Annotated in this window: 18 protein-coding genes and 2 pseudogenes; 17 read left to right on the top strand and 3 right to left on the bottom strand. The window is 61.2% G+C overall.

Features of this window, described 5'->3' with window-relative positions; translation table 11 throughout:
• Positions 1–331 (top strand): annotated as a pseudogene (locus tag ACUDCK_RS25440) (IS66 family transposase zinc-finger binding domain-containing protein); the annotation flags it as partial.
• Positions 332–452: 121 nt separating this feature from the next.
• On the opposite strand, the pseudogene ACUDCK_RS25435 reads toward ACUDCK_RS25440, so the two are convergent.
• Positions 453–744 (bottom strand): annotated as a pseudogene (locus ACUDCK_RS25435) (IS110 family transposase); the annotation flags it as partial.
• A gap of 284 nt (positions 745–1028) precedes the next feature.
• On the opposite strand from ACUDCK_RS25435, the gene ACUDCK_RS25430 reads away from it, so the two are divergent.
• From ACUDCK_RS25430 to ACUDCK_RS25355, 16 genes are all read left to right on the top strand, one after another.
• Complete coding sequence (locus ACUDCK_RS25430; protein ID WP_012761384.1) at positions 1029–1310, top strand: helix-turn-helix domain-containing protein; 282 nt, start codon at positions 1029–1031, stop codon at positions 1308–1310.
• Positions 1311–1345: 35 nt separating this feature from the next.
• Entirely contained in the window at positions 1346–1915 is a 570-nt protein-coding gene (locus tag ACUDCK_RS25425; RefSeq protein ID WP_016446189.1) for an Hsp20/alpha crystallin family protein, read from the top strand.
• Positions 1916–2008: 93 nt separating this feature from the next.
• Positions 2009–4858 carry a heat shock survival AAA family ATPase ClpK gene (gene clpK, locus ACUDCK_RS25420; protein ID WP_023115022.1) on the top strand — a complete coding sequence of 950 codons (2850 nt, stop codon included), beginning with the start codon at positions 2009–2011 and terminating at the stop codon, positions 4856–4858.
• Between the two features lie 17 nt (positions 4859–4875).
• A complete protein-coding gene (cls, locus tag ACUDCK_RS25415; RefSeq protein ID WP_031755009.1) occupies positions 4876–6306 on the top strand; it encodes a cardiolipin synthase in 1431 nt (476 codons plus the stop codon).
• A gap of 27 nt (positions 6307–6333) precedes the next feature.
• Positions 6334–8163, top strand: coding sequence for an ATP-dependent zinc metalloprotease FtsH (gene ftsH, locus ACUDCK_RS25410; RefSeq protein WP_445659270.1), 1830 nt, complete (start codon positions 6334–6336; stop codon positions 8161–8163).
• Between the two features lie 78 nt (positions 8164–8241).
• Complete coding sequence (hsp20-GI, locus tag ACUDCK_RS25405; protein WP_014236586.1) at positions 8242–8700, top strand: small heat shock protein sHSP20-GI; 459 nt, start codon at positions 8242–8244, stop codon at positions 8698–8700.
• A gap of 22 nt (positions 8701–8722) precedes the next feature.
• Positions 8723–9637, top strand: coding sequence for a heat resistance protein YfdX1 (gene yfdX1 / locus ACUDCK_RS25400; protein ID WP_014236587.1), 915 nt, complete (start codon positions 8723–8725; stop codon positions 9635–9637).
• A gap of 102 nt (positions 9638–9739) precedes the next feature.
• Complete coding sequence (yfdX2, locus tag ACUDCK_RS25395; protein WP_014236588.1) at positions 9740–10627, top strand: heat resistance protein YfdX2; 888 nt, start codon at positions 9740–9742, stop codon at positions 10625–10627.
• Between the two features lie 96 nt (positions 10628–10723).
• A complete protein-coding gene (gene hdeD-GI, locus ACUDCK_RS25390; RefSeq protein WP_003285392.1) occupies positions 10724–11335 on the top strand; it encodes a heat resistance membrane protein HdeD-GI in 612 nt (203 codons plus the stop codon).
• 79 nt (positions 11336–11414) lie between these two features.
• Complete coding sequence (locus ACUDCK_RS25385; protein WP_014236589.1) at positions 11415–12560, top strand: hypothetical protein; 1146 nt, start codon at positions 11415–11417, stop codon at positions 12558–12560.
• Positions 12550–12990 (top strand): heat resistance system thioredoxin Trx-GI, encoded by a 441-nt coding sequence (gene trx-GI / locus ACUDCK_RS25380; RefSeq protein WP_280055465.1) that lies wholly within the window; start codon positions 12550–12552, stop codon positions 12988–12990. The genes ACUDCK_RS25385 and trx-GI overlap by 11 nt, the downstream gene beginning before the upstream one ends.
• A 155-nt stretch (positions 12991–13145) precedes the next feature.
• On the top strand, positions 13146–15953 hold the full coding sequence (locus tag ACUDCK_RS25375; protein ID WP_445659269.1) for a sensor domain-containing protein: 2808 nt from the start codon (positions 13146–13148) through the stop codon (positions 15951–15953).
• Between the two features lie 185 nt (positions 15954–16138).
• On the top strand, positions 16139–16609 hold the full coding sequence (locus ACUDCK_RS25370; RefSeq protein ID WP_054470684.1) for a phosphate-starvation-inducible PsiE family protein: 471 nt from the start codon (positions 16139–16141) through the stop codon (positions 16607–16609).
• 7 nt (positions 16610–16616) lie between these two features.
• Positions 16617–17582, top strand: a complete 966-nt coding sequence (locus ACUDCK_RS25365; protein ID WP_033871652.1) for a zinc metalloprotease HtpX — start codon at positions 16617–16619, stop codon at positions 17580–17582.
• Between the two features lie 23 nt (positions 17583–17605).
• Positions 17606–18760, top strand: a complete 1155-nt coding sequence (locus ACUDCK_RS25360) for a S1C family serine protease (RefSeq protein WP_445659268.1) — start codon at positions 17606–17608, stop codon at positions 18758–18760.
• Between the two features lie 232 nt (positions 18761–18992).
• Entirely contained in the window at positions 18993–19901 is a 909-nt protein-coding gene (locus ACUDCK_RS25355; protein WP_445659267.1) for a LysR family transcriptional regulator, read from the top strand.
• A 290-nt stretch (positions 19902–20191) separates the two neighbouring features.
• Here ACUDCK_RS25355 and ACUDCK_RS25350 read toward each other — a convergent pair whose 3' ends face one another.
• Together ACUDCK_RS25350 and ACUDCK_RS25345 are read right to left on the bottom strand one after the other, a co-directional pair.
• A complete protein-coding gene (locus tag ACUDCK_RS25350; RefSeq protein WP_175167035.1) occupies positions 20192–21460 on the bottom strand; it encodes a type II toxin-antitoxin system HipA family toxin in 1269 nt (422 codons plus the stop codon).
• Positions 21457–21996, bottom strand: a complete 540-nt coding sequence (locus ACUDCK_RS25345; protein ID WP_175167036.1) for a helix-turn-helix domain-containing protein — start codon at positions 21994–21996, stop codon at positions 21457–21459. The genes ACUDCK_RS25350 and ACUDCK_RS25345 overlap by 4 nt, the downstream gene beginning before the upstream one ends.
• Positions 21997–22134 lie beyond the last annotated feature (138 nt).

Raw genomic sequence — 22134 nt, 5'->3', positions numbered from 1 at the left:
GACGCCGACCTTGCCGCGGCTGAGGCGCAGCTCCAGGAACTGCTGGGCAAGAAGAAGCCGCCGGCTACGCCTGGCGCGATGCCTAAGCGCACCGCCTTGCCGGCGGACCTGCCGCGCGTGGACTGCCACCACGAGCCCGAGAACACCCGCTGCGCGTGCGGCTGTGCGCTCAAGCGCATCAGCGAGAAGCTGGACTACACGCCGGGCGTGTTCACGGTCGAGTGCCACATCCGCGGCAAGTGGACCTGCGCATAGATGCCGAACGCTGACCCAGGCGCCGGTCCCGGCGGAGATCATCGCCAAGGGCATCCCCACCTCCGGGCTGCTCGCGTAGGTGCTGGTCGCAAAGGACTCCGACCATCTGCCGCTTACATGGTCGTCCCTAGGCAAGCAGGAATAAGCTGCGTGAGTGAATCGGGAGGTTTGCGTAGCTGATGGCTGGCCAGCAGCGTCTGCGCCGGCGGCTTCACCGGCACGAAGCGCATGTGCGGGCGGGTTGCCGCCTCGCAGATCGCTGCGGCATCGGCCGCACCGTTCTTGCGTCCCTTGCCGGCCATGCGGTAGGGCGTGACGAAGTGGCCTGCAATCAGCCGCGCATCCAGCCCATAGCCGCGCAGCTTGCGTGCCCAGTGATGCGCACCGCCGCAGGCCTCCAGGGCCACCAGGCAGCCGGGAGGCAGCTCCGCGCACCAGGCCGCAAACTTGTCAGCGGCCAGCGCCTTGGCAACCACCACGCGCGTCCACCGCATGCACCTAGATAACCCGCTTGGCCAGATCCACCCCGACTCGGGCAATCTCGTTCATGGACTTCCCCTTTCACATGGCAGCAGATTGATGACTTGGGGAGCACCATCGCGGTGGCAGCCAACATTTGTTTCCTGGCTGCTTACGATTGAGTCACATCAATCGGCCAGCAGATCGCTGGATGTTGACTCTTGACTTTCGGCATTTTAGGTACAATATCTTGCAAAGTCTTGCAAGAACTTCCTCAGGCGAGGCCGCGTGACGACGGAACTTGTGGGGGTGGTATGACAGCGCGCCAGCAGGCGATCTTCACACTCGACGAGTTGGCTGCCTACTTGAAAGTCGGCAAGCGGACGCTTTACCGGCTCGCCTCGCACGGGGAGATTCCGGCCTTCAAGGTCGGCGGGACGTGGCGGTTTCGTCAAAGTGAAATCGATCGATGGATCAATGATCAGATCCAAGCAGGCAGAAAGAAGGAGGTGATACGCACAGATGAGCAGCCAAAGTCAGCGGAACACTCCGTGTCGTCTGGGCGCGCTGTCCGTCGCCGCAGGCAAACGGAGTGAGCGAGAGTCTTCAATTTTTCTTCTGGAGGTGTGACATGGACATTGATTTCAAGAAATTGGCTCCCTGGAACTGGTTCAAGAAGGAGCAGGAAGAACAACAGAGCACTGCCTCGCTCCCGGTGCAGCGCAATGACCTGCCGGTGGCGGGTGGGCCCGTCAGTCCCATCCTGCAATTGCATCGCGAGATCGACCGCCTGTTCGACGACGCGTTTCGAGGCTTCGGTTTCCCGACGCTGGCCATGCCACGCTGGCCGTCGGACTGGCCGGGCATGCTGAAGCCGGCGCTGGACATCCAAGAGACCGACAAGCAGTACAAGATCGCCCTGGAAGTACCCGGCATCGAGGAAAAAGACATCCAGATCACGCTCGACAACGACGTGCTGCTGGTGCGCGGTGAAAAGCGTCAGGAGCAGGAAACGAAAGACGGCGGTTTCCATCGGGTGGAGCGCTCCTACGGCAGCTTTCAGCGCGCTCTGAACCTGCCGGCCGATGCCAACCAGGACACGATCAAGGCCGCTTTCAAGAACGGCGTGCTCACGATCACGATGGAAAAGCGCGAGGCCAGTACGCCCAAGCAGGGGCGCTCGATCCCGATCAACGGCTGACGCGGGGCAGCGCGTTTTTCTCAAAAACCACAAAGAGATGAGGCACCGTGATCGGCGGTGCCTCGTCAGATCAATCTTTACAGGAGCATCAGCATGGCCAGAAAACAATGCCAAGTCTGCGGCCAGCCCGCCACGGTGCGGGTGGAAGCCAATCTCAATGGTCGCCACAGCACCATGCTGTTGTGTGACGATCACTATCGCCAACTGGTGCGCCAGCAAAAGCGCACCGTCTCACCGCTGGAGGCCTTGTTCGGCTCGCGCAGCGGGCTGTTCGAAGACTTCCTTGGCAGCGACTTCTTCCGCATCGGTGACGACGCACCGTCCATGGCGGCCGATACCGACGAGGTCGTCGATGCCTCGTTCGGCGAACCCGCCCCGGCCGGTACGGGCACCGCGCGCCGTCGCGGCAGTGGGCTCGCCAGCCGTATCAGCGAACAGTCCGAGGCCCTATTGCAGGAGGCCGCCCGACACGCTGCAGAGTTCGGGCGCGCCGAAGTCGATACCGAACACCTGCTGCTGGCGCTATCCGACAGCGACGTGGTCAAGACCATCCTGGGGCAGTTCAAGATCAAGGTCGATGACCTCAAGCGCCAGATCGAATCCGAAGCCAAGCGCGGCGATAAGCCGTTCGAGGGCGAGATCGGCGTGTCGCCCCGGGTCAAGGACGCGCTCAGCCGTGCTTTCGTGGCCTCCAACGAACTCGGCCACTCTTATGTCGGGCCGGAGCATTTCCTGATCGGGCTCGCCGAGGAAGGCGAAGGTTTGGCGGCCAACCTGCTGCGCCGTTACGGCCTCACGCCGCAAGCGCTGCGCCAGCAGGTAAGCAAGGTGGTCGGCAAAGGGGCCGAGGATGGCCGCGCCGAGACGCCGACCAACACGCCGGAACTCGACAAGTATTCGCGCGACCTCACCAAGATGGCGCGCGAGGGCAAGCTCGATCCGGTCATCGGCCGCGCGCAGGAGATCGAGACGACCATCGAAGTGCTGGCCCGGCGCAAGAAGAACAACCCGGTACTGATCGGCGAGCCCGGCGTCGGCAAGACCGCCATCGTCGAAGGGCTGGCGCAGCGCATGGTCGCCGGCGAAGTGCCCGAGACGCTGCGCGACAAGCGTCTGGTCGAACTCAACATCAACGCCATGGTGGCAGGCGCCAAGTACCGCGGCGAGTTCGAGGAGCGCGTGCAGAAGGTGCTCAAGGAAGTGACCGAGCACCAGGGCGAGCTGATTCTCTTCATCGACGAGGTGCACACCATCGTCGGTGCAGGCCAGGGTGGCGGCGAAGGCGGGCTGGACGTGGCCAACGTGTTCAAGCCGATGATGGCGCGCGGCGAACTGAACCTGATCGGCGCCACCACGCTCAACGAGTATCAGAAGTACATCGAGAAGGACGCCGCGCTGGAGCGTCGCTTCCAGCCGGTGATGGTGCCCGAGCCGACGGTAGCGCAGACCATGATGATCCTGCGCGGCCTGCGTGACACCTTCGAGGCGCACCACAAGGTCAGCATCACCGAGGATGCGATCATCGCCGCCGCCGAGTTGTCGGACCGCTACATCACCGCGCGCTTTTTGCCTGACAAGGCCATCGACCTGCTCGACCAGGCGGCCGCACGCGTGAAGCTGTCGGCCACGGCCCGCCCGGTGGCGGTGCAAGAGCTGGAGTCCGAACTGCACCAGCTGCGGCGTGAGCAGGACTATGTGGCCTCGCGCAAGCAGTACGACAAGGCCGCCGAGCTGGGCAAGCACATCGAGGCCAAAGAGGCCGAACTCAAGAAGCTTGTCGAGGAATGGGAACGCGAGCGCGCCTCGGGCAGTGCCGAAGTCAAAGCCGAGCATGTCGCGCAGATCGTCTCGCGCCTGACCGGCATTCCGGTCAACGAGCTGACGGTGGAAGAACGCGAGAAGCTGCTGCATCTGGAGCAGCGGCTGCACGAGCGCCTCGTGGGCCAGGACGAAGCGGTGCGCGCGGTGGCCGATGCCGTGCGGTTGTCGCGCGCGGGCCTGCGCGAAGGCAGCAAGCCGGTGGCGACTTTTCTGTTCCTCGGGCCGACCGGCGTGGGCAAGACCGAGCTCGCCAAGGCGCTGGCCGAGTCCATCTATGGCGATGAAGGTGCGCTGCTGCGCATCGACATGTCCGAGTACGGGGAACGCCATACCGTGGCACGCCTGGTGGGGGCGCCTCCGGGTTACGTCGGCTACGACGAGGGTGGCCAGCTCACCGAGAAGGTGCGGCGCAAACCCTACAGCGTGTTGCTGCTGGACGAGATCGAGAAGGCTCACCCCGACGTCTACAACATCCTGCTGCAGGTGTTCGACGACGGGCGGCTCACCGACGGCAAGGGCCGGGTGGTGGATTTCACCAATACCATCATCATCGCCACCTCGAACTTGGGCTCGGACATCATCCAGCGTCGGCTGAAGGCCCGTGGCGCCGCCGGCGAGGAATACGAGAAGACCAAGGGCGAGGTGATGGACGTGCTGCGCGGACACTTCCGCCCCGAGTTCCTCAACCGCATCGACGAGATCATCGTCTTCCATGCGCTGGGCAAGGAGGAGATCCGCCATATCGTCGGCCTGCAGCTCGATCGTGTGGCCCGCAACGCCGCCAGCCAGGGCGTGACGCTGACCTTCGATCAGACCTTGATCGATCACTTCGCGGAGGAAGGCTACAAGCCCGAGTTCGGCGCGCGTGAGCTCAAGCGGCTGATCCGCAGCGAGCTGGAAACTGCTCTGGCGCGCGAGATGCTGGGTGGCGGTATCGGCAAGGCCGATCACGCCAGCGCCCGCTGGGACGACAAGGCCGAACGGGTGGTCTTCGAGCGCCAGGAGCCACCCGCGAAGCCGGCCGAGCCTGAGAAGCCCGATGCCGCGAACGTGGCCGAGACGCCGCCGAGCGACGCGAGCAAGCCTGCGCGCAAGAAGAAGTCAGCGGGCGGCGAATCTTGAGTCATGGGGAGGCTGTCGTGTCCGACCCCAACGGGCTGACATGGGCAGCCACCCTCGTGTCGCTGGCGGTCGCTATCCCCACAGCGGGGCACGCGGTCATCTACAAGCGTGACCCTCGATCGGCCACGCTGTGGGTGCTGCTGATCGCGCTGTTGCCGCTGGGCGGTTCGCTGCTGTATGGGCTGTTCGGCATCAACCGTTACCAGCGGCGGGCGCGGCGGCTGTTTCCGGGGGCAGATCCTGCTGTTCGGCAGGACCTCGCGCCTACGATGCCCCAGGCCGTATCGGCGCCGTTTGCCGGCCTGGCGCACCTGGTGGGACGTGCCACCGGCCAGTCGCTGACCAGCGGCAACCGCATCGAGCCGCTCGTCGATGGCGAGCAGGCCTACCCGGCCATGCTCGCTGCCATCGAGTCGGCGCGGCACAGCGTCGCGCTGGCTTCGTACATCTTCGACAGCCAAGGCATCGGGGCGCAGTTCGTCGATGCGCTGCGCCGGGCTCATGAGCGCGGCGTGCAAGTGCGGGTGCTGATCGACGACGTCTATGCCCGCTGGAGGCCCCGCAGCGCCTACCGCGCCTTGCAACGCGCCGGCGTTCCGGCGGCGACGTTCAACCCGACGTTGATTCCCGCGCGCCTGCATGCCGCGCATCTGCGCAATCACCGCAAGCTGCTGGTGATCGATGGCGAGACGGGTTTCACCGGCGGCATGAACATCTTCAGCCCGTATTGGCGGCCCGATGCGCCGGAGCAGGCCTGTCACGATTTGCACTTTCGTCTGCGCGGGCCGGTGGTTGCGCATCTGATGCGGTGCTTCACCGATGATTGGTGCGATACCACGGGCGAGCGGCTCAGCAAGGGTTTCTGGGGCGAACCGCCCGCAACGGCTGATGAGCAAGGAACCTCTTGGGCGCGCGGCATCGAGGCCGGTCCCGATGAGGCCCTGGACAGGATGCGCTGGACCTTCATGGGCGCTTTGAGCGCGGCGAAGCATTCGGTGCGCATCTGGACACCTTACTTCGTGCCCGATCAGCCGATGATCGCGGCGCTGAGCACGGCCGCGTTGCGCGGCGTGCGCGTCGAGGTGCTGACGCCCGCAAACGGCGACCATCCCACGGTGCAATGGGCCGCGCGCGCCCACTACTGGCAGGTGCTGGAGCACGGTGTACGCATCTTCGAACGGCCTGGCCCGTTCGACCACAGCAAGCTGATGCTGATAGACGGCCAGTGGTGCTGCCTGGGTTCGGCCAATTGGGATGCGCGCAGCCTGCGCCTGAACTTCGAGTTCAATGTGGAGGTGTACGACACCGCGCTGTCTACGCGGCTGGAATCCCTTTTTGATGCCGCCCGTGATGCATCGAACGAGATATCGGCCATGGCGTTGCGCGCCCGCCCGCTGGCCATCCGCTTGCGCGACGGGGTGGCCCGTCTGTTCACCCCCATTCTCTAGCGGCACGACTTGCGAGGAACATTGCCCATGGAAAAGAAAGATCAATGGAACATTGGCTACTGGATCGTCGCCGGCCTGTTGCTGCTGACGCTGCAGAACTACTGGCAGGCGGCCAAGACCGTCGAGCCCGTGCCCTACAGCGAATTCGAGAAGGCGCTGGCCGAGGGGCGCGTCGCCGAAGTGCTGGTGTCGGACCGCACGGTCACCGGGCGCCTGAAATCGCCGGACAGCCGGGGCAAGACCACCATCGTGGCCACTCGCGTCGAACCCGACCTGGCCGAGCGGCTGTCCAAGTACGACGTGCCTTACGCGCGGGTGGTGGAAAGCACCTGGCTACGTGATGTGCTCTCCTGGATTCTGCCGGCGGTGGCCTTCTTCGGCGTCTGGTTCTTCCTGTTCCGCCGCTTCGCCGAGAAGCAGGGCATGGGCGGCTTCCTGAGCATCGGCAAGAGCCGCGCCAAGGTGTTCATGGAGAAGAACACCGGCGTCACCTTTGCCGATGTCGCGGGTGTCGATGAGGCCAAGGCCGAGCTGGTCGAAATCGTCGACTTCCTGAAGAACCCGCAGGATTACGGCCGCCTCGGCGCGCGCATCCCGAAAGGTGTGTTGCTGGTTGGCCCGCCCGGCACGGGCAAGACCCTGCTGGCCAAGGCCGTGGCGGGCGAGGCCGGGGTACCGTTCTTCTCTATCTCCGGCTCGGAGTTCGTCGAGATGTTTGTCGGCGTGGGCGCGGCGCGGGTGCGCGACCTGTTCGAGCAGGCGCGCGGGCAGGCGCCGGCCATCATCTTCATCGATGAACTCGACGCGCTGGGCCGTGCACGCGGCGTCGGCGGGCCCATCGGCGGCCACGACGAGCGTGAGCAGACGCTCAACCAGCTGCTCACCGAGATGGACGGCTTCGACAGCTCGGTGGGGCTGATCATCCTCGCCGCCACCAACCGCCCCGAAATCCTCGACCAGGCGCTGCTGCGTGCCGGCCGCTTCGACCGCCAGGTGCTGGTGGACCGGCCCGACAAGAAGGGACGGCTGGACATCCTGAAAGTCCACGTCAAGAAGGTGACGCTGGCTCAGGATATCGATCTCGAACAGGTGGCTGCGCTGACCACAGGCTTTTCGGGTGCAGACCTCGCGAACCTGGTCAACGAGGCCGCGCTGGCCGCGACCCGGCGCAAAGCATCCGCCGTGGAGTTGCAGGATTTCACCGCCGCCATCGAGCGCATCGTGGCGGGCCTGGAGAAGAAGAACCGCGTGCTCAGTCCCAAGGAGCGGGAAACCGTGGCCTATCACGAGATGGGCCATGCGCTGGTGGCGCTGGCGCTGCCCGGCACCGACCCCGTGCACAAGATCTCAATCATCCCGCGCGGCATCGGCGCGCTCGGCTACACGCTGCAGCGCCCCACCGAAGACCGCTTCCTGATGACGCGCGCCGACCTGGAACACAAGATTGCCGTGCTGCTGGGCGGGCGTGCCGCCGAAAAGCTGGTGTTCGGTGAGTTGTCCACTGGGGCCGCCGATGATCTCGCGCGAGCCACCGATATTGCCCGCGACATGATCACCCGCTTTGGCATGGACGAAGGACTGGGCTACATCGCCTTCGAGGCGCAGCGGCCACGCTTTGTCGATACACCGGAACTGGCCCACGGCGGCTGCCGGGTGGCCGAATCGACCCAGGCGCGCATCGATCAGGCCATCCGCGACATCGTGATGGGCGTGTTCGAGCGCGCCTACCGGATCCTCGACACCAACCGCGCGGTGCTGGAGCGTTGTGCGCGCGAACTGCTGGCGCGGGAAACGCTCGACGAGAACGACATCCTTCAATTGACCCAAGGACTTGTTCTTGATGGAAACGAAAAGTAGTAGGCGCTATTCAGAGTGAGCCGGCGGCTCTGTTCGGTGCGTCATCCAATTCGCCGGCATTGTTCAAGGAGAACCGATATGTCTGCATTGACTCCGTGGGACCCCTTCCGAGAACTGGATGAATTGCAAAACCGCCTGGCGACGATGTTGGGACGGACACCCCAGCGACAGGGTGCCCGTACCGGCAACGAAGCCATGACCACGGCGGACTGGGCACCAATGGTGGACATCAGCGAGGATGAGAACGCATTCCTCCTCAAGCTGGATCTGCCGGAGGTCCCCAAGGATGCCGTGCGCGTCAGCGCGGAAAACGGCGTGCTCACCATCAGCGGCGAGCGCAAACTGGAAAAAGAGGAGCAGGGCAAGAAGTTCCACCGCATCGAACGTGCGTATGGCCGCTTTGTGCGCAGCTTTGTCTTGCCTGACAACGTTGATCCGACCAAGGTGACGGCTTCGATGAAAGACGGCGCGCTGGAAGTGCGGCTTGTCAAGGCCGAGCAAGCCAAACCGAAACAGATTGAAATCTCAGTCAACTAACTTTAATTAGGAGCCCAAGATCATGAATATCAAACAGCCCCAATCAACCTTCTCCGCACTTGCCCTGGCGGTCGTCGTCGGACTGAGCGGACCGGCCCAGGCCCAATCGGCGGCAGGTTCTAGCCCAGGTGCTGCAGCACCCTCTGCCGCATCCAAGGCGGCGCAGCCACAGGTAGATGACAAGGCCGCCCGGGAAGCCGAAAAAAAGCGTGCTGAGCTCACTCAGGACGCCATCACGGCGCTCACCAAGACCCAGGAGGCTTTGACACTTCTTGATGCAAAGAAGACCAAGGAGGCGCTCGCTGCGCTGGAACTGGCCAGCGGAAAGCTGGAACTGGTATTGGCACGCGACGCCAAACTTGCTTTGGCGCCGGTCAATGTACGCGTCATCACCCGCGATATCCACGCCAACGTGGAAACGGTGAAGAAAGCGGTCAAGTTGTCTCGGGAGTTGTTGGGTGATGGCGAGGTGCAAAAGGCCCGGCCCATCGTCGCCAATCTGGCCAGCGAAATCGTGATCGAAACCGACAACCTGCCGATGGCAACGTACCCGGCAGCGATCAAGTCGGCCGCACGGCTCATCGACAGCGGCAAGATCGACGATGCCAAGGCGGAACTCGCCCGAGCACTGAACACGCTGGTGGTGACCTCGGTCGCCTTTCCTCTGCCCGTGCTACGGGCTGAAGCCGCGATGGCAAAAGCTGAAAAGCTGGCCGAGACCGACAAGCGCGATGCCAAGCAGAACGAGGAGCTCAGCACCTTGCTGTCGTCCGCGCGCACGGAGATCGAAATGGCGCAGATCCTGGGTTATGGCAAGAAGGCGGATTTCAAACCCATCTTCGATCAGGTGAAGTCCATTGAGCAAAAGTCGGCTGGTGGCAAAAGCGGCAAGGGATGGTTCGACGAGTTGAAGACGCGCCTCCAAAAGCTGTTTTGAGGTGATGAAGGGGCCGACTGTTCGGTCGGTCAGTCTCGCGATGTTCGCAGTCAGCCCCAATAGATTCGCCTATTTTCACTAACTCATACGAGGCATATCATCATGAATGAGCAAACATCGAATCCCAATGCGACGAACAAAGAAATAAACGAACAGGCCGCGGTAAGCAGCCTTCCTGTCAGTCCACAGGCCAAGCCTGAAGTCGTCACGGAGGTACAGCCTGAGGTTCAGAAGGAAACGGACTCGCAGGCTGCAGACAAACGTAAACAAGTCCTCGATGAGGCCGTCTCGGCCTTGGCGCTGACCAAATCAGCGCTGGCCGCACTTGACGGCAAGGACGCTGCACGCGCATTGGCAACGCTGGCCGAAGTGACGGGAAAGCTGGAGCTGATCGTTGCGCGCGAACCCACGCTTGCCCTGGCCCCCGTTGATGTGCGCACCATCGTGCACGACTTGTTCGCCAACACGGAAACCATTGAGGCGATGACCGACGAGGCGCTGGATGCCCTCAAACATGGCGAGGTGCAACAGGCACGTCACGTGCTGGCTTTGCTGGCAAGTGAAATCGTGATCGCGGTCACCAACATCCCTCTGGCGTCCTATCCCGCAGCCGTGAAGTCAGTCGTGCCGCTGATCGATCAGGGCAAGATTGAAGAAGCCAAAGCCGCGCTGCAGGCAGCGCTCAGCACGCTGGTCGAGACGCGCAGCGTGCATCCGCTGCCCGCCCTGCGCGCCAGGCTGCTCCTGAAGCGCGCCGAGACCTTGGTAGAAGATGGTCAGCGGAGCGAAGCGTCCGATAAGCGCCTGGAGACATTATTGAACGAAGCGCGGCAGCAGTTGGAAATGGCAGAACTGCTGGGCTATGGAAAGAAGAAGGACTTTGAGCCCCTGTATGCTGAACTCAAGAAAGTCAAGCAAAAGACGGCTGGGGGAGGCGGCGGAAAAGGCTGGCTCGATGAAATCAAGGCAAAGCTGTCCAAGTTGTTCTGAAACCGCTGGATAGGGCGTAAGAGGGGCGCGTCGCGCCCCTCTCTTGGCTCAGGAGTGTTTGCTTTTTCACCCCATTAGATCTTTAGGAGATATAGCATGAATACAGACACCATCACCGATTCCAGTGCGGATGAGCCCACCAAAACACTGTGTTCATTGACCGAAAATTGGTGGATTTTTGCGTTGCGCGGTGTCTTGGCATTGATTTTCGCAGCCCTTGCGTTCTGGATGCCACAATCGGCTCTGTTGGCCATGACCTTAGTGTTCGGCGCATTTTCCTTGGTCAATGGCGCTTTCAACTTGGTTGCAGCGGTGCGCCATATCCAGAAAAAAGAGCGCTGGGGCTGGCTGCTGTTCAGCGGCATTGTCGGCATACTTACCGGCGTCGTCGTCCTGGTTGCTCCTTGGGTCGCCACGATGGTCATGGCTTCTTTTTTATGGGCTAGCGTGGGGTTCTGGGCGATTTTCACCGGTGTGCTGGAGATATCCGCCGCCGTTCGGCTGCGTCAAGAAATCAAGGGTGAAATCTGGCTTGCCTTCAGTGGACTGCTCTCGATTGTCCTTGGCGCTATCGTCTTGTGGATATTTTTTTCCCGTCCGGTCGAGTCATTCCTGGCCGCAGGCTGGCTGTTGGGCTTCTATGCGGCAGTCTATGGTGTCACGCTTTTGTTCTTGAGTTGGCGTCTTCGCAAAACGCGCCAGGGATAAGAGCGGGTCAAACTAAATTCTATGGATATGAGCATTTTCGGTTCGTGCCTCCATAGAAATGACATTAAAGGAGTCATACATGCAGATGCAATATAGCTATCGAGCTATCGACAAAGAGTTTCATGAACCATGGCAGAGAGCTTTGGGAAATGTGATCGAGCACGCCCTCAAGCCATTGCTCGACAAACACACTAAAGATTCAGTGCGACTTCAAATCGTCCTTGATCGCGACAAGACCAAGCGGCAATTTCTGGCCAGTGGCTATATGCACCTGCCCGGCAAAAAGATTGTCAGCGTTACTGCATCACATGACGAGCTGACGCCCCTCGCGCAGATGCTCGCACAGTCGTTGTTCCGTCAGGCCAAGAAGCATTTTGACCGGCTGCATGCTCAGGACCAAATCAAGCGCAAAGCACGACGCGAGCGCTTGCGCGAGCTCAAGGTGCGAATTGCCGCAAAACCCGCGTCAGCCGCCCATGAGGCCAAAGTGAACCGAATGCCTCTACTGTCGAAACTTGAGGCTGTCGCAAGGCGTGAGCTGGCTTATCTGCGTGCCGTCGGCGATTTACCGCGCGATTATCCGACGCTGCGCGACGTGGTGGATGAAGCGATTGTCCAAGCTGAGGTGGAATGGCAATCCGTGCCGGAAGAAAAAGCGGCTTACTTCGGTCTTCTGAAGCATCTGTTCGCCGTCCTGGATCACGAAGTGGCAAACAGCCGGCAATTTGGCGAATTCGTTTCTCTGGACGCGCCGGTCGAAGCGGATGCCCAGGACGTCGCCGAGGCCATGGTGGAAGAGGAAGTCTTCGAATTTTATCAGCCCGATGACACACTCAGGCTGGCCGATATCATCGCTGACAGTCAGCATCCCGATGCCGCAACGATCGCGGAACAGCAGGAGCTAGTTGATCGGTCGAGCGAGTTCGCTTTTGCATTCGACCTGCTGAAGGACATGCCGCGTTTGTGGCGGCGCATTTTTCTGCTTATCCGTGTGGACGGGCTGGATGCCAGCAGCGTCTCTGAAATCCTGCTGATTCCTAGTAAGGAAGATACTGTCCAAAGGTGGCTCATGCAGGCCGAAGCGTTCATCGCTGCTCATTTGGAAGAGGCCGGAGTAAGCAAAGACGGGAACGATTGGCTCCAAGGCGTTGATTGGTCGGCATTGTCTGTGACCCGAAGCGCGGCAGCCTCACTGTGGTCCAAGGAGGCGAACCATGAAGAATGATCTTCACCTCGTCTGTCCGCATTGCCAGTCCATCAACCGCGTACCGACTGCGAAGCTATCGGAACATCCCAACTGCGGCCGCTGCCAGCAGCCCTTGTTCACGGGCGAACCCATCGAGTTGACCACGGCGACGTTCTCGCGCCACGTGGAGCGCAGCGACCTGCCACTGTTGGTCGATTTCTGGGCACCTTGGTGCGGGCCGTGCAAGATGATGGCGCCGCAGTTCGAGCAGGCGGCCTCCCTGCTTGAACCCAAGGTGAGGTTGGCCAAGGTAAATACCGAGGCCGAGCCTCACCTGGCCGCCCAGTTCGGTATTCGCAGCATTCCAACCCTGATTTTGTTCCGAGGGGGACATGAGGTTGCACGTCAGGCGGGCGCCATGGGCGCGCAGGACATTATGCGCTGGGTGACATCCCGCTTGCCGCAATGACCCGGCGCAAACCACCCTGCTTATCAGTTGTTCGATCCTTGAAGAAAGTGCGTAGCCGCGATGCATAGCGACCCCAACCACACAATCTTTGACGAAATGCGTTCCCAGTTGCAGAAACTTTGGAACCTCTGTTTCACCCATAAGGAGCGTCACCTTTGAACGAGGCTCCTCAAATCTCAGCCCGACACTGTGGACAGATTAACCAGAATGCCCATTCTGGCAGTTGGCATCTCGATCTTGGCTCGCAACTCCTCACTTGCTCCGATGAAGCCTGCCGCGTGCTCGGCCTGGATATTGGTGCGCCAATAGCCTTCGAGCGATTCCTGCAGTGCATTCACCCTGAAGACCGCCCCCTCTTCGATAGGGCATGGGATGCTGCCATGTGCGGAAAGTCCCTTGATCTGCGGTATCGCATCGTCAGCGGAGGGCAGGTTCGCTGGATACACCTGCGGGCAACATTCAAGGGCGACGCCTCTGGTCGGCCCAGAGCGGCAGACGGGACGGTAGAGGACATCACCGATCTCAAGAGGGTCGAGCAGGCGCTGAACTCTATGCACCGGCAGCGAGAAGAATTGGCCAGCCACGTTCCCGGTATGCTTTACCAATACCGTCTTCGTCCGGACGGCAGCTCGCACTTCCCTTATGCCAGCGCGAGGATACAGGAAATATACGGGGTTGCACCGGAGGATGTTGTTGAAGATGCCACTCCTGCGTTCGCTGCGCTCCATCCTGAAGACCGCGACCGTGTGCATGAAACCATACAGGCGTCGGGGCAGTCACTCGCGCTTTGGCATGACGAGTACCGAGTGCAGTTTCCAGACGGTCGGGTGATCTGGGTCGAAGGCGAGGCGTCGCCTGAAGCCATGCCTGATGGGAGCATCCTCTGGCACGGCTATATCCATGATGTCACCTCACGCAGAAGATCCGCGGAAGAGCTTCGCCTTGCAGCTAAAGTTTTTGAGCACGCAGGAGAGGGCATCCTCGTTACGGACGCTCAAGGCCACATTGTCAACGTCAATCGGGCGTTTTCCGTGATCACTGGTTATGCGCGGGAGGAAGTAATGGGTCAGACACCTCGTCTGCTCGAGTCCGATCGCTATGACGATGAGTTCTATCAGACCGTTTGGCAGGCTCTGCGTGAGCACGACTATTGGCACGGAGAGCTCTGGTGCCGACGCAAGAACGGCAGTCAGTTTGCCGCGCTGCTGACGATCAGTGCAGTCCCGGATATGCGGGGCAATATCGAGCATTACGCAGCCATGTTTTCCGACATCACAGCGCTGAAGGAGAACCAGCAACAGCTTGAACGCGTTGCTCATTACGACCTGCTCACCGGCTTGCCCAATCGACTATTGCTTGGAGACCGCCTTAAGCAGGCCATTCGTCAGACACGTCGGCGTGGCATGCACCTGGCGGTTGTCTTCATCGATCTGGATGGATTCAAGAAGGTCAACGACCAGCACGGCCACGGAGTCGGCGACAAATTGCTTTCCGTCCTGTCCAGGCGTATGACGCAGGTGTTGCGCGAAGGCGATACCTTGGCCCGTCTTGGTGGTGATGAGTTTGTCGCTATTCTGGTCGACCTGCCGGATATTTCCATCAGCGTACCGATTCTCGATCGCCTGATCGAGGTGGCTGCACAGCCCGTACCGATTGGTGACGCACTGTGCGAAGTGAGCGCGAGTATCGGTGTGAGCTACTACCCGCAACTCGAAGACATCGACGCCGACCAACTACTGCGGCAGGCAGATCAGGCTATGTATCGTGCCAAGCAAGCCGGCAAGAATCGATATCACGTTTTCGATACGGAGAAGGATCGTACGCTGCGCACCCGTCACGAAGGATTGGACAGCATAGAGAATGCACTTGCCAATGGGCAGTTTCTGCTTTACTTCCAACCTAAGGTCAACATGCGCACCGGTGAGGTGCTGGGCGCCGAAGCCTTGATCCGCTGGCAACATCCGGCGCGTGGCTTGTTATCTCCTGCCTCCTTCATACCCATCATTGAGAACCATCCGCTCGGGGTTGACGTGGGGAAATGGACCATCGAGGCTGCGCTGACCCAGATCGAAGTTTGGCGCAAGGCCGGCCTTCATGTCCCGATCAGCGTGAATATCGGTGCGCGGCACTTGTTGCAACCGGACTTCACCATGCATCTACGGGGTATGTTGTCACGACATCCCGGCGCCCAGCCGCAAGACCTTGAACTGGAAATCCTCGAAACCAGCGCCGTGGAGGACTTCGTTCAAGTGTCTCAGTTGATGGCGCTGTGCGAGAGGATGGGATTGCGTTTTGCCCTCGACGATTTCGGCAGCGGCTATTCATCGCTGACCTATCTGAAGCGCCTGCCCGCGCACCTGCTCAAGATCGACCAAGGTTTTATACGCGACATGCTCGAGGATCCGGACGATATCGCCATCCTGGATGCGCTACTGGCACTGGCAAGGTCGTTTGGCAGGAACTGCATCGCGGAGGGAGTCGAATCCATTCGGCATGGTGAAATGCTGCTGCGTATGGGAAGCGAGTGGGGCCAGGGCTATGCCATCGGGCATCCGATGCCGGCGCATGAATTCGAGCAATGGCTACACACCTGGCAGGTACCTTTATCCTGGAAGGGATTCAAACCTGACAGTCGCGCCGCGCTGCCCGTGCCGTTCACATACGCCGACCACCGGGTCTGGATTTCCCAGATGATCGACTATCTGTCAGGTAAGACCCAAGTGCCGCCTCAACCCGAAGCACTCCAATACTGGCGGGATCAAAGTGGCCGCCCTACGTTCTTCGGCAAGGATCCTGATGATCAGGTCGATGTCCTGCATCAGAGCATCCAGCAGTTAGCGCACACCCTGAGTGAAATGAAAAATGCCGGCCGTGTCGAGGCATTGAGGGCTGGCATCGACAAGTTGCAACATTTGCAGGCGGATCTGCTGGGATTGCTGCCGCCAGACCAGAAGCCGGATTGATGCCATGCATGGGACAAAGGGTTGACGTGCAAGAGGCTGATCCACCCATCGGCGGCGCCACGGGCGCGCAGGGCATTATGCGCTGGGTGGCTTCGCAATTGCCTCGGCAATCCAGGTGTAATCGAGTCGTCCTCTCGGACTCCCCGTTCCATTAACGTTTCATTGAAAGAGAGAGCACAACGCTTATGCATAAAGAATCTGGCCACACGGCCCTTGACGAGATACGCTCCCAGTGGCGGTTGATGACGGTTTACGAGCGCTTCGAGCAGGTCGTTGCCATCACGCTTTCGGGCGTCATGTCGATGGTGGTTGTGATTTCGCTGATTCAGTTGATTCGGATCGTCTTCACGCTGCTCGTCATGGATGCACTGAATCCACTGGATCATAAGGTTTTCCAGCTGGTATTCGGTGCCACCATGACGCTGCTGATCGCGATGGAATTCAAGCATTCGATCGTCAAAGTGGCGCTGCGCAAGGAAAGCATCATCCAGGTCAAGACCGTCATTCTGATCGCGATCCTGGCGCTGGCCCGCAAGTTCATCATCCTCGAACCCGATGTTGCGCCTGCCAAAGTGGCCGCACTGGCGGGGACGGTACTGGCGTTGGGGCTGACTTATTGGCTCATGCGTGAACGCGACGACCGGAAGAGCGAGTAATTGGACCATGGCCCTTTATGGTCTAGCCGGCCGGCACGATGCCAGGTCGAGGCACCGCTGGCTCAATCGCTTTCAAACCGTACTGCTGGTTTTGACCCTGGTGGGGATCGCGGCTGCCGCTGGCAGTCTGCTGTTCGGCGACAACGGCCTTTGGCTGGCGCTGGCAACCTGCGCATTGACCCTGCTGATCGAACCTGTCGCTGCCTCCGCGATGACCTTGCGCCTCTATGGCGCCCGTCTCTTGCATTACCAGGAAGCCCCCGCAATCTGGTCGTTGCTGCGAGCGCTCGCAGCTCGCGCAGGATTGCCGAACACGCCGGTTCCGTACTATGTGCCCAGCGACATCGTCAATGCCTTTGCCACCGGCTCCAGGCGCCTTGCCTCCATTGCCCTCACCGATGGCCTGCTCCGCAGCCTGAGTATGCGCGAACTGCAAGCCGTGCTGGCGCATGAAGTCGCGCACATCGCTCAAGAAGATCTGCGTGTCATGGGCCTGGCTGATTCGATCAGCCGGCTCACGAACCTGCTGGCGTTGTTGGGTCAGGTCGCGCTCCTGATCAGCATGCCAGCCTTGCTGGTCGGTGCAGCAGAAATTAACTGGATTGGCTTACTGTTGTTGGCCGCTTCGCCGCAACTGGCACTGCTCGCACAGTTGGGTCTGTCACGTGTGCGAGAGTTCGATGCCGACCGGATGGCAGTAGAGCTGACGGGAGATCCGCACGGGCTCGCCTCGGCGCTGGCGAAGATCGAGCGGGTGAGCCGCTCGTGGCGAGCCTGGTTGTTGCCCGGCTGGGGGAATCCCGAACCGTCCTGGTTGCGCACGCATCCGGCGACAGAGGATCGTATCGCGCGCCTGATGGCGTTGGCGCCTCAGCCATCGCAGGCCCTGCCGTTCCAAACGGAATATCTCGCGCCAAGGTCGTTCGCCCCGATGCGCCCGCCACGCCGGGGCCTGAGCGGCCTTTGGCGCTAAATCACTCGAAAGGAACCCCCGCCATGGCTTACCACGATCCTTACCCACAACGCCCAGCTCCGGATCATTTCGTCCGGCGGTGGCTCTTCATCACTGCGTGCGTTGCCGCACTCATGCTGTTCTGGCAGTTCCTGCCCGCCATCGAGGCCTGGTTCAGCCCGCGCCAAGCCGCTGAGCGCACCGTCACGCCGCGTGGCGATCTGGCCGCTGACGAACAGGCCACCATCGAACTGTTCGAGAAATCCCGGGCATCGGTGGTCTACATCACGACGTCCCAACTGGTACGAGATGTCTGGACGCGCAACGTCTTTTCCGTGCCGCGCGGGACGGGTTCGGGTTTCATCTGGGATGACGCCGGTCATGTCGTTACCAACTTTCATGTGATTCAGGGGGCGTCGGAGGCCACTGTCAAACTGGCCGACGGCCGCGATTACCAAGCCGCGCTGGTCGGCGTGAGTCCGGCCCACGATATCGCGGTGCTCAAAATCGGCGTCGGTTTCCAGCGCCCGCCGGCCGTGCCGGTCGGCACCAGTGCCGACCTCAAGGTGGGTCAGAAGGTGTTCGCTATCGGCAACCCCTTCGGCCTGGACTGGACGCTCACCACCGGCATCGTCTCCGCGCTCGACCGCTCGTTACCCGGAGAAGCGGGCGGCCCGGCCATCGATCACCTGATCCAGACCGACGCCGCCATCAACCCTGGCAACTCCGGTGGGCCGCTGCTCGATTCGGCAGGAAGGCTCATCGGCATCAACACGGCGATCTATAGCCCCTCCGGCGCCTCGGCCGGGATTGGTTTCGCCGTGCCGGTGGACACCGTCATGCGCGTAGTCCCGCAACTCATCAAGACCGGTAAGTACATCCGTCCGGCGCTGGGCATCGAGGTGGACGAACAGCTCAATCAGCGCCTGCTTGCACTGACCGGAAGCAAGGGCGTGTTCGTGTTGCGTGTTACCCCTGGTTCGGCAGCGCACAAGGCCGGCCTCGCGGGTGTCAAAGTCACGCCGCAAGGCATCGTGCCGGGCGACCGCATCATCGATGTTGATGGCAAGGCGACGGACGATGTGGCCAAGCTGCTCGCGCGGCTAGACGACAGGAAGGTCGGCGATGTGGTGGTCTTGTCAGTGGAACGGGCCGGCAAATCGCGCGAGGTGCGTGTGGAGCTGCAACCCGGGAATTGATTGAACTGAACCTGTGGATCAGGCGGTAGTGCAGCGTCGCGGTGATTGAGGTTCTCAGGTCTTCGGCCAGGTAGCGTTCCGCCTCAACCTCCGTAATTTTCGGATGCGATCTGCCTATCCGAATAGGCAAGCATGCAACGCCGGAACCTCTTGCCAATCATCGAAGGAGAAAGCGAGGCGCAATCCGCATGAGGTGGACGCAGGCCAGGAACGAGGCAAACAGGAGGCCGCATTGGAACTCAGACTACTGCGCTATTTCGTTGCGGTCGCGGAAGAACTGCATTTCGCGCGAGCGGCCGAGCGCCTTGGCGTAGAACAATCGCCTGTGTCGCGCGCAATGCGCAATCTCGAAGCCACGCTCGGCGTGCAGTTGTTCGACCGCAGCGCGCACCAGACGCGACTGACCTGGGCCGGTCAAGTGTTCCTCGGTGAGTGCCGGCGTGTGCTGGCCACCATGGAGCAGGCGGTGAGTGCCGCAAAGGCGGCGGCGCAGGGCTATCAGGGTTATCTGCGCATCGCCATCTGCGACAGCTTGGCGCAGCCCCACATTGCCACCTTGCTGGCGCGCAGCCGCGAGGAAGAGCCCGAACTGGAGATTCGCGTCTTCGAGCTGCCTTTCGCGCAGCAGCTCAAGGGCCTGCACAACGATCTGCTGGACATCGGCTTTGCGCTGTCGGACGCGGTGAGCGAAGGCCTTGTCGCCGAGCCCGTGTGGACCGATCCTCTGTCGGTGATCGTGCCCGTGCGCCACCCCTTGTTGGCGCACGCGGAAGTGCCATTGGATGAAGCCTTGAAGTTTCCGTTGGTACTGTGCCATCCGGACGCGGGATCGGGCTGCCACCACCAGATCCAGGCGGTGCTTCAAGGTGCGTCCAAGCCGCTCAAGCTGGTAGATCAGGTGACGAGCCTAGGCGTGATGCTGACTCTGGTCGGTGCCGGTTATGGCCTAGGTTTCGCCATTGCCTCGCAGGTGCAGACCCTGAACCGCCCCGACATAACCGTTCGCCCCTTGGCCGGCTCGCCGCCCATGCTGTCCACCTACATGCTGCGCCGCAGCGCCGAACCCTCTGAGCCCATGAAGCGGTTTCTGCAGCGCGCCCGCGAGGAGTTCCTGCCAAAGGGAAATGAACCGGCCTCGTGACGTTGAGCGCTCGGGTACATTGGCTACTGCTGGCTGTCCATGGCTCGCACTGGACTTGGTCGGAGCGCACGTTGACCAAGCGTGGTTTTTCAGTCCATAATTATGTCCATCTCGGTTCGCCGAGTGCGGAAAACTCGTTATCAATCAACGAGTTGGGAACACGATGATGTTCCCATCGCCCGCTCCAATTCGCCAGTTCCCTGTCTGACTCGCAACGGGCCGTGTGCCATGCTCGCATGGGCCGCCGCGCCAGCGGGTGTGCGCGGCGTGACATCCGCGTCAATCGCGCATCATGCGGCAAGGCGGAAGGCCTCTGCCATTCGGTCCTGTTCCCATGCGGATAGGCCCAGTCTTTGGGCCAGGGTTCGCCATTGGCCGACAATGTCCCGGAAATCGTTGATGATTTCGTCTGCTTCATGAAGGGTCAGGCGGAAGTAGCTGGCAATCTGTCGAGTCAATTCCAGGTCCAGGGCATTATCCGCATCGGTAATGTTCAGCTTGAGACCGTCGGCGTAAGGGACGGGGTTCATGTCGTACGCCGGGGAGAGTTTCCAGCCCAGGCCCGGCACCAGGATGAAGCCATGGTTGCGAAGGTGATCGTCGGCGTTGGATACGAGGATGTTGAAGACGATTCGCGACCATAGTTCTCGCAGATCTTCATTGGGTTGCGCGCCCTGGTTCATGAGTGCCTCCGCCAGTTCCAGGTAACTGGCCCCCGTCGAGGCGTCGTCGCCATCGCTGTGGCCAGTCAGGGTCATCGCAGAGGCGAAATGCAGGCGATGGCTCGCATCGGTGCGATCGAAGCGGCGCACAATGAAGCAGTGATGATCGCTGGCAAACTTCCGGGCCTGAGCCGCCGCGACATTGAGGCCGCAACCGCTGGCCAAGGCGTTGACCACCATTTCCCATCCGCCGACGTCATGGGTATCTCGTGTGCTCGGAAACTTGGCAATGTAAAGACGACCGGCGTCGTCCACGACGCTCGCCTTGGGCCTGGCGCCGCCGAGTGAGCCGCCCGGCGCGATGAGCATGCGCAGCCAGTCCTGTCCCCGGACCGCGACGTTGTCGGGGTCTCGCTCAAGCGCACGGCTGGCCTGCTCCAGCGCGCGGATTTCTGTAAACGGCGGGGCCGCAAGGTTGATGCGATTGTCGAGGAAATCTCCAGTGTCCTCGCGTCGGTACCGCAGCGCGCCCACGCGGTACACATCATGCACGCCAAGCAGGTAATCCGACTCGTATAGACGGGCCCCCGCCGGCACCAGACCTTGGCGTTTGTCACGCTCGAATCTTCGATCCATCAAAAGGCGGCCCCAACGGTCGGGGCTGGAATCTTTGAAGACCCCGAATTGGTCTCTTGGTGCGACGGGGTACTGTGGTCCGCCGAAGGCGTGAATGCCCGGGTCCAATTGCAGCCCGCGGAAAAGCGGGGAGGTGAGCGCGGCTTCGTCATATTCGAATTCGAATCGCTCAGTCGCCCGGGTCTTGCGGCTGTGCAAGAAGCCGAGTCGTTGGGGGCCGGGCAGTCCATCCCAATCCGCATATACGGCGATCATGCTCATGACGGCGCATTCCCTTTACGTTTCGGTTTCCGAAGCAAAGAGGCCAGGCTGTCCGTACTCGCGATGTCGACGCTTTTCCCTGGTTTGCCTTCCACCGGCTTCCCCGCGGTTGCAGCCGCCGGCTTGCGGACCTTCGTTTTCGCGCTATTGGTCTGGGTTGAGGAGGCGTTGTCCCGCGCTCGGGCGTTCGGTGACGGGTGGCCGACCGTCTCCGGGGCGGTCCTGTGTTGGCGACGCACAGAAGCATTCCTGATCAAGCGAGCGTCCTGAAGTTGTCGGCCGAGTTCGTCGGCGCCCGCAAGCTTGGCGAGATCGTCGGCCAGCCCCAGGACTTGCATGACGGACAGGTAAGCCCCGATCGTGACTCCCGACCCGCCGGCCTCCAGGGAACGCAGGGTCATGGGAGACATGCCCGCTCGCTCGGCGACTTGTTTGGCGGACAACTTGCGGCGCAGGCGCGCAAGCTTGAGCCGCTCACCGAATTCGACGAGGAGCTTGCTGGTTCCTGGCAGGAGAGGGGCGGTCTTTTTTGCCATGGCTAATATTTTAGCTATTTAATATATTAGATGCCAAAATATTAGCATTTATGAGGTGTTTTCTGGGAGTCAGGGAGGCGCTTACGTCTTTTCCAGCAATATGGGAATGAAAATATTTCATTCTTTTTTGATAATAAT

Source organism: Achromobacter sp. CF-sbj1-Ac2-l, from assembly GCF_052698165.1.
The sequence above is the reverse complement of the archived record's forward strand: the minus strand, read 5'-3'. Positions and strand labels throughout refer to the sequence as shown.

Bases quoted from the DNA above. Each gene is read 5' to 3' on its own strand.
- ACUDCK_RS25430 (WP_012761384.1), top strand. From the start codon at position 1,029: ATGACAGCGCGCCAGCAGGCGATCTTCACACTCGACGAGTTGGCTGCC.
- ACUDCK_RS25425 (WP_016446189.1), top strand. From the start codon at position 1,346: ATGGACATTGATTTCAAGAAATTGGCTCCCTGGAACTGGTTCAAGAAG.
- clpK (WP_023115022.1), top strand. From the start codon at position 2,009: ATGGCCAGAAAACAATGCCAAGTCTGCGGCCAGCCCGCCACGGTGCGG.
- ftsH (WP_445659270.1), top strand. From the start codon at position 6,334: ATGGAAAAGAAAGATCAATGGAACATTGGCTACTGGATCGTCGCCGGC.
- hsp20-GI (WP_014236586.1), top strand. From the start codon at position 8,242: ATGTCTGCATTGACTCCGTGGGACCCCTTCCGAGAACTGGATGAATTG.
- yfdX1 (WP_014236587.1), top strand. From the start codon at position 8,723: ATGAATATCAAACAGCCCCAATCAACCTTCTCCGCACTTGCCCTGGCG.
- yfdX2 (WP_014236588.1), top strand. From the start codon at position 9,740: ATGAATGAGCAAACATCGAATCCCAATGCGACGAACAAAGAAATAAAC.
- hdeD-GI (WP_003285392.1), top strand. From the start codon at position 10,724: ATGAATACAGACACCATCACCGATTCCAGTGCGGATGAGCCCACCAAA.
- ACUDCK_RS25385 (WP_014236589.1), top strand. From the start codon at position 11,415: ATGCAGATGCAATATAGCTATCGAGCTATCGACAAAGAGTTTCATGAA.
- trx-GI (WP_280055465.1), top strand. From the start codon at position 12,550: ATGAAGAATGATCTTCACCTCGTCTGTCCGCATTGCCAGTCCATCAAC.
- ACUDCK_RS25370 (WP_054470684.1), top strand. From the start codon at position 16,139: ATGCATAAAGAATCTGGCCACACGGCCCTTGACGAGATACGCTCCCAG.
- ACUDCK_RS25365 (WP_033871652.1), top strand. From the start codon at position 16,617: ATGGCCCTTTATGGTCTAGCCGGCCGGCACGATGCCAGGTCGAGGCAC.
- ACUDCK_RS25360 (WP_445659268.1), top strand. From the start codon at position 17,606: ATGGCTTACCACGATCCTTACCCACAACGCCCAGCTCCGGATCATTTC.
- ACUDCK_RS25350 (WP_175167035.1), bottom strand. From the start codon at position 21,460: ATGAGCATGATCGCCGTATATGCGGATTGGGATGGACTGCCCGGCCCC.
- ACUDCK_RS25345 (WP_175167036.1), bottom strand. From the start codon at position 21,996: ATGGCAAAAAAGACCGCCCCTCTCCTGCCAGGAACCAGCAAGCTCCTC.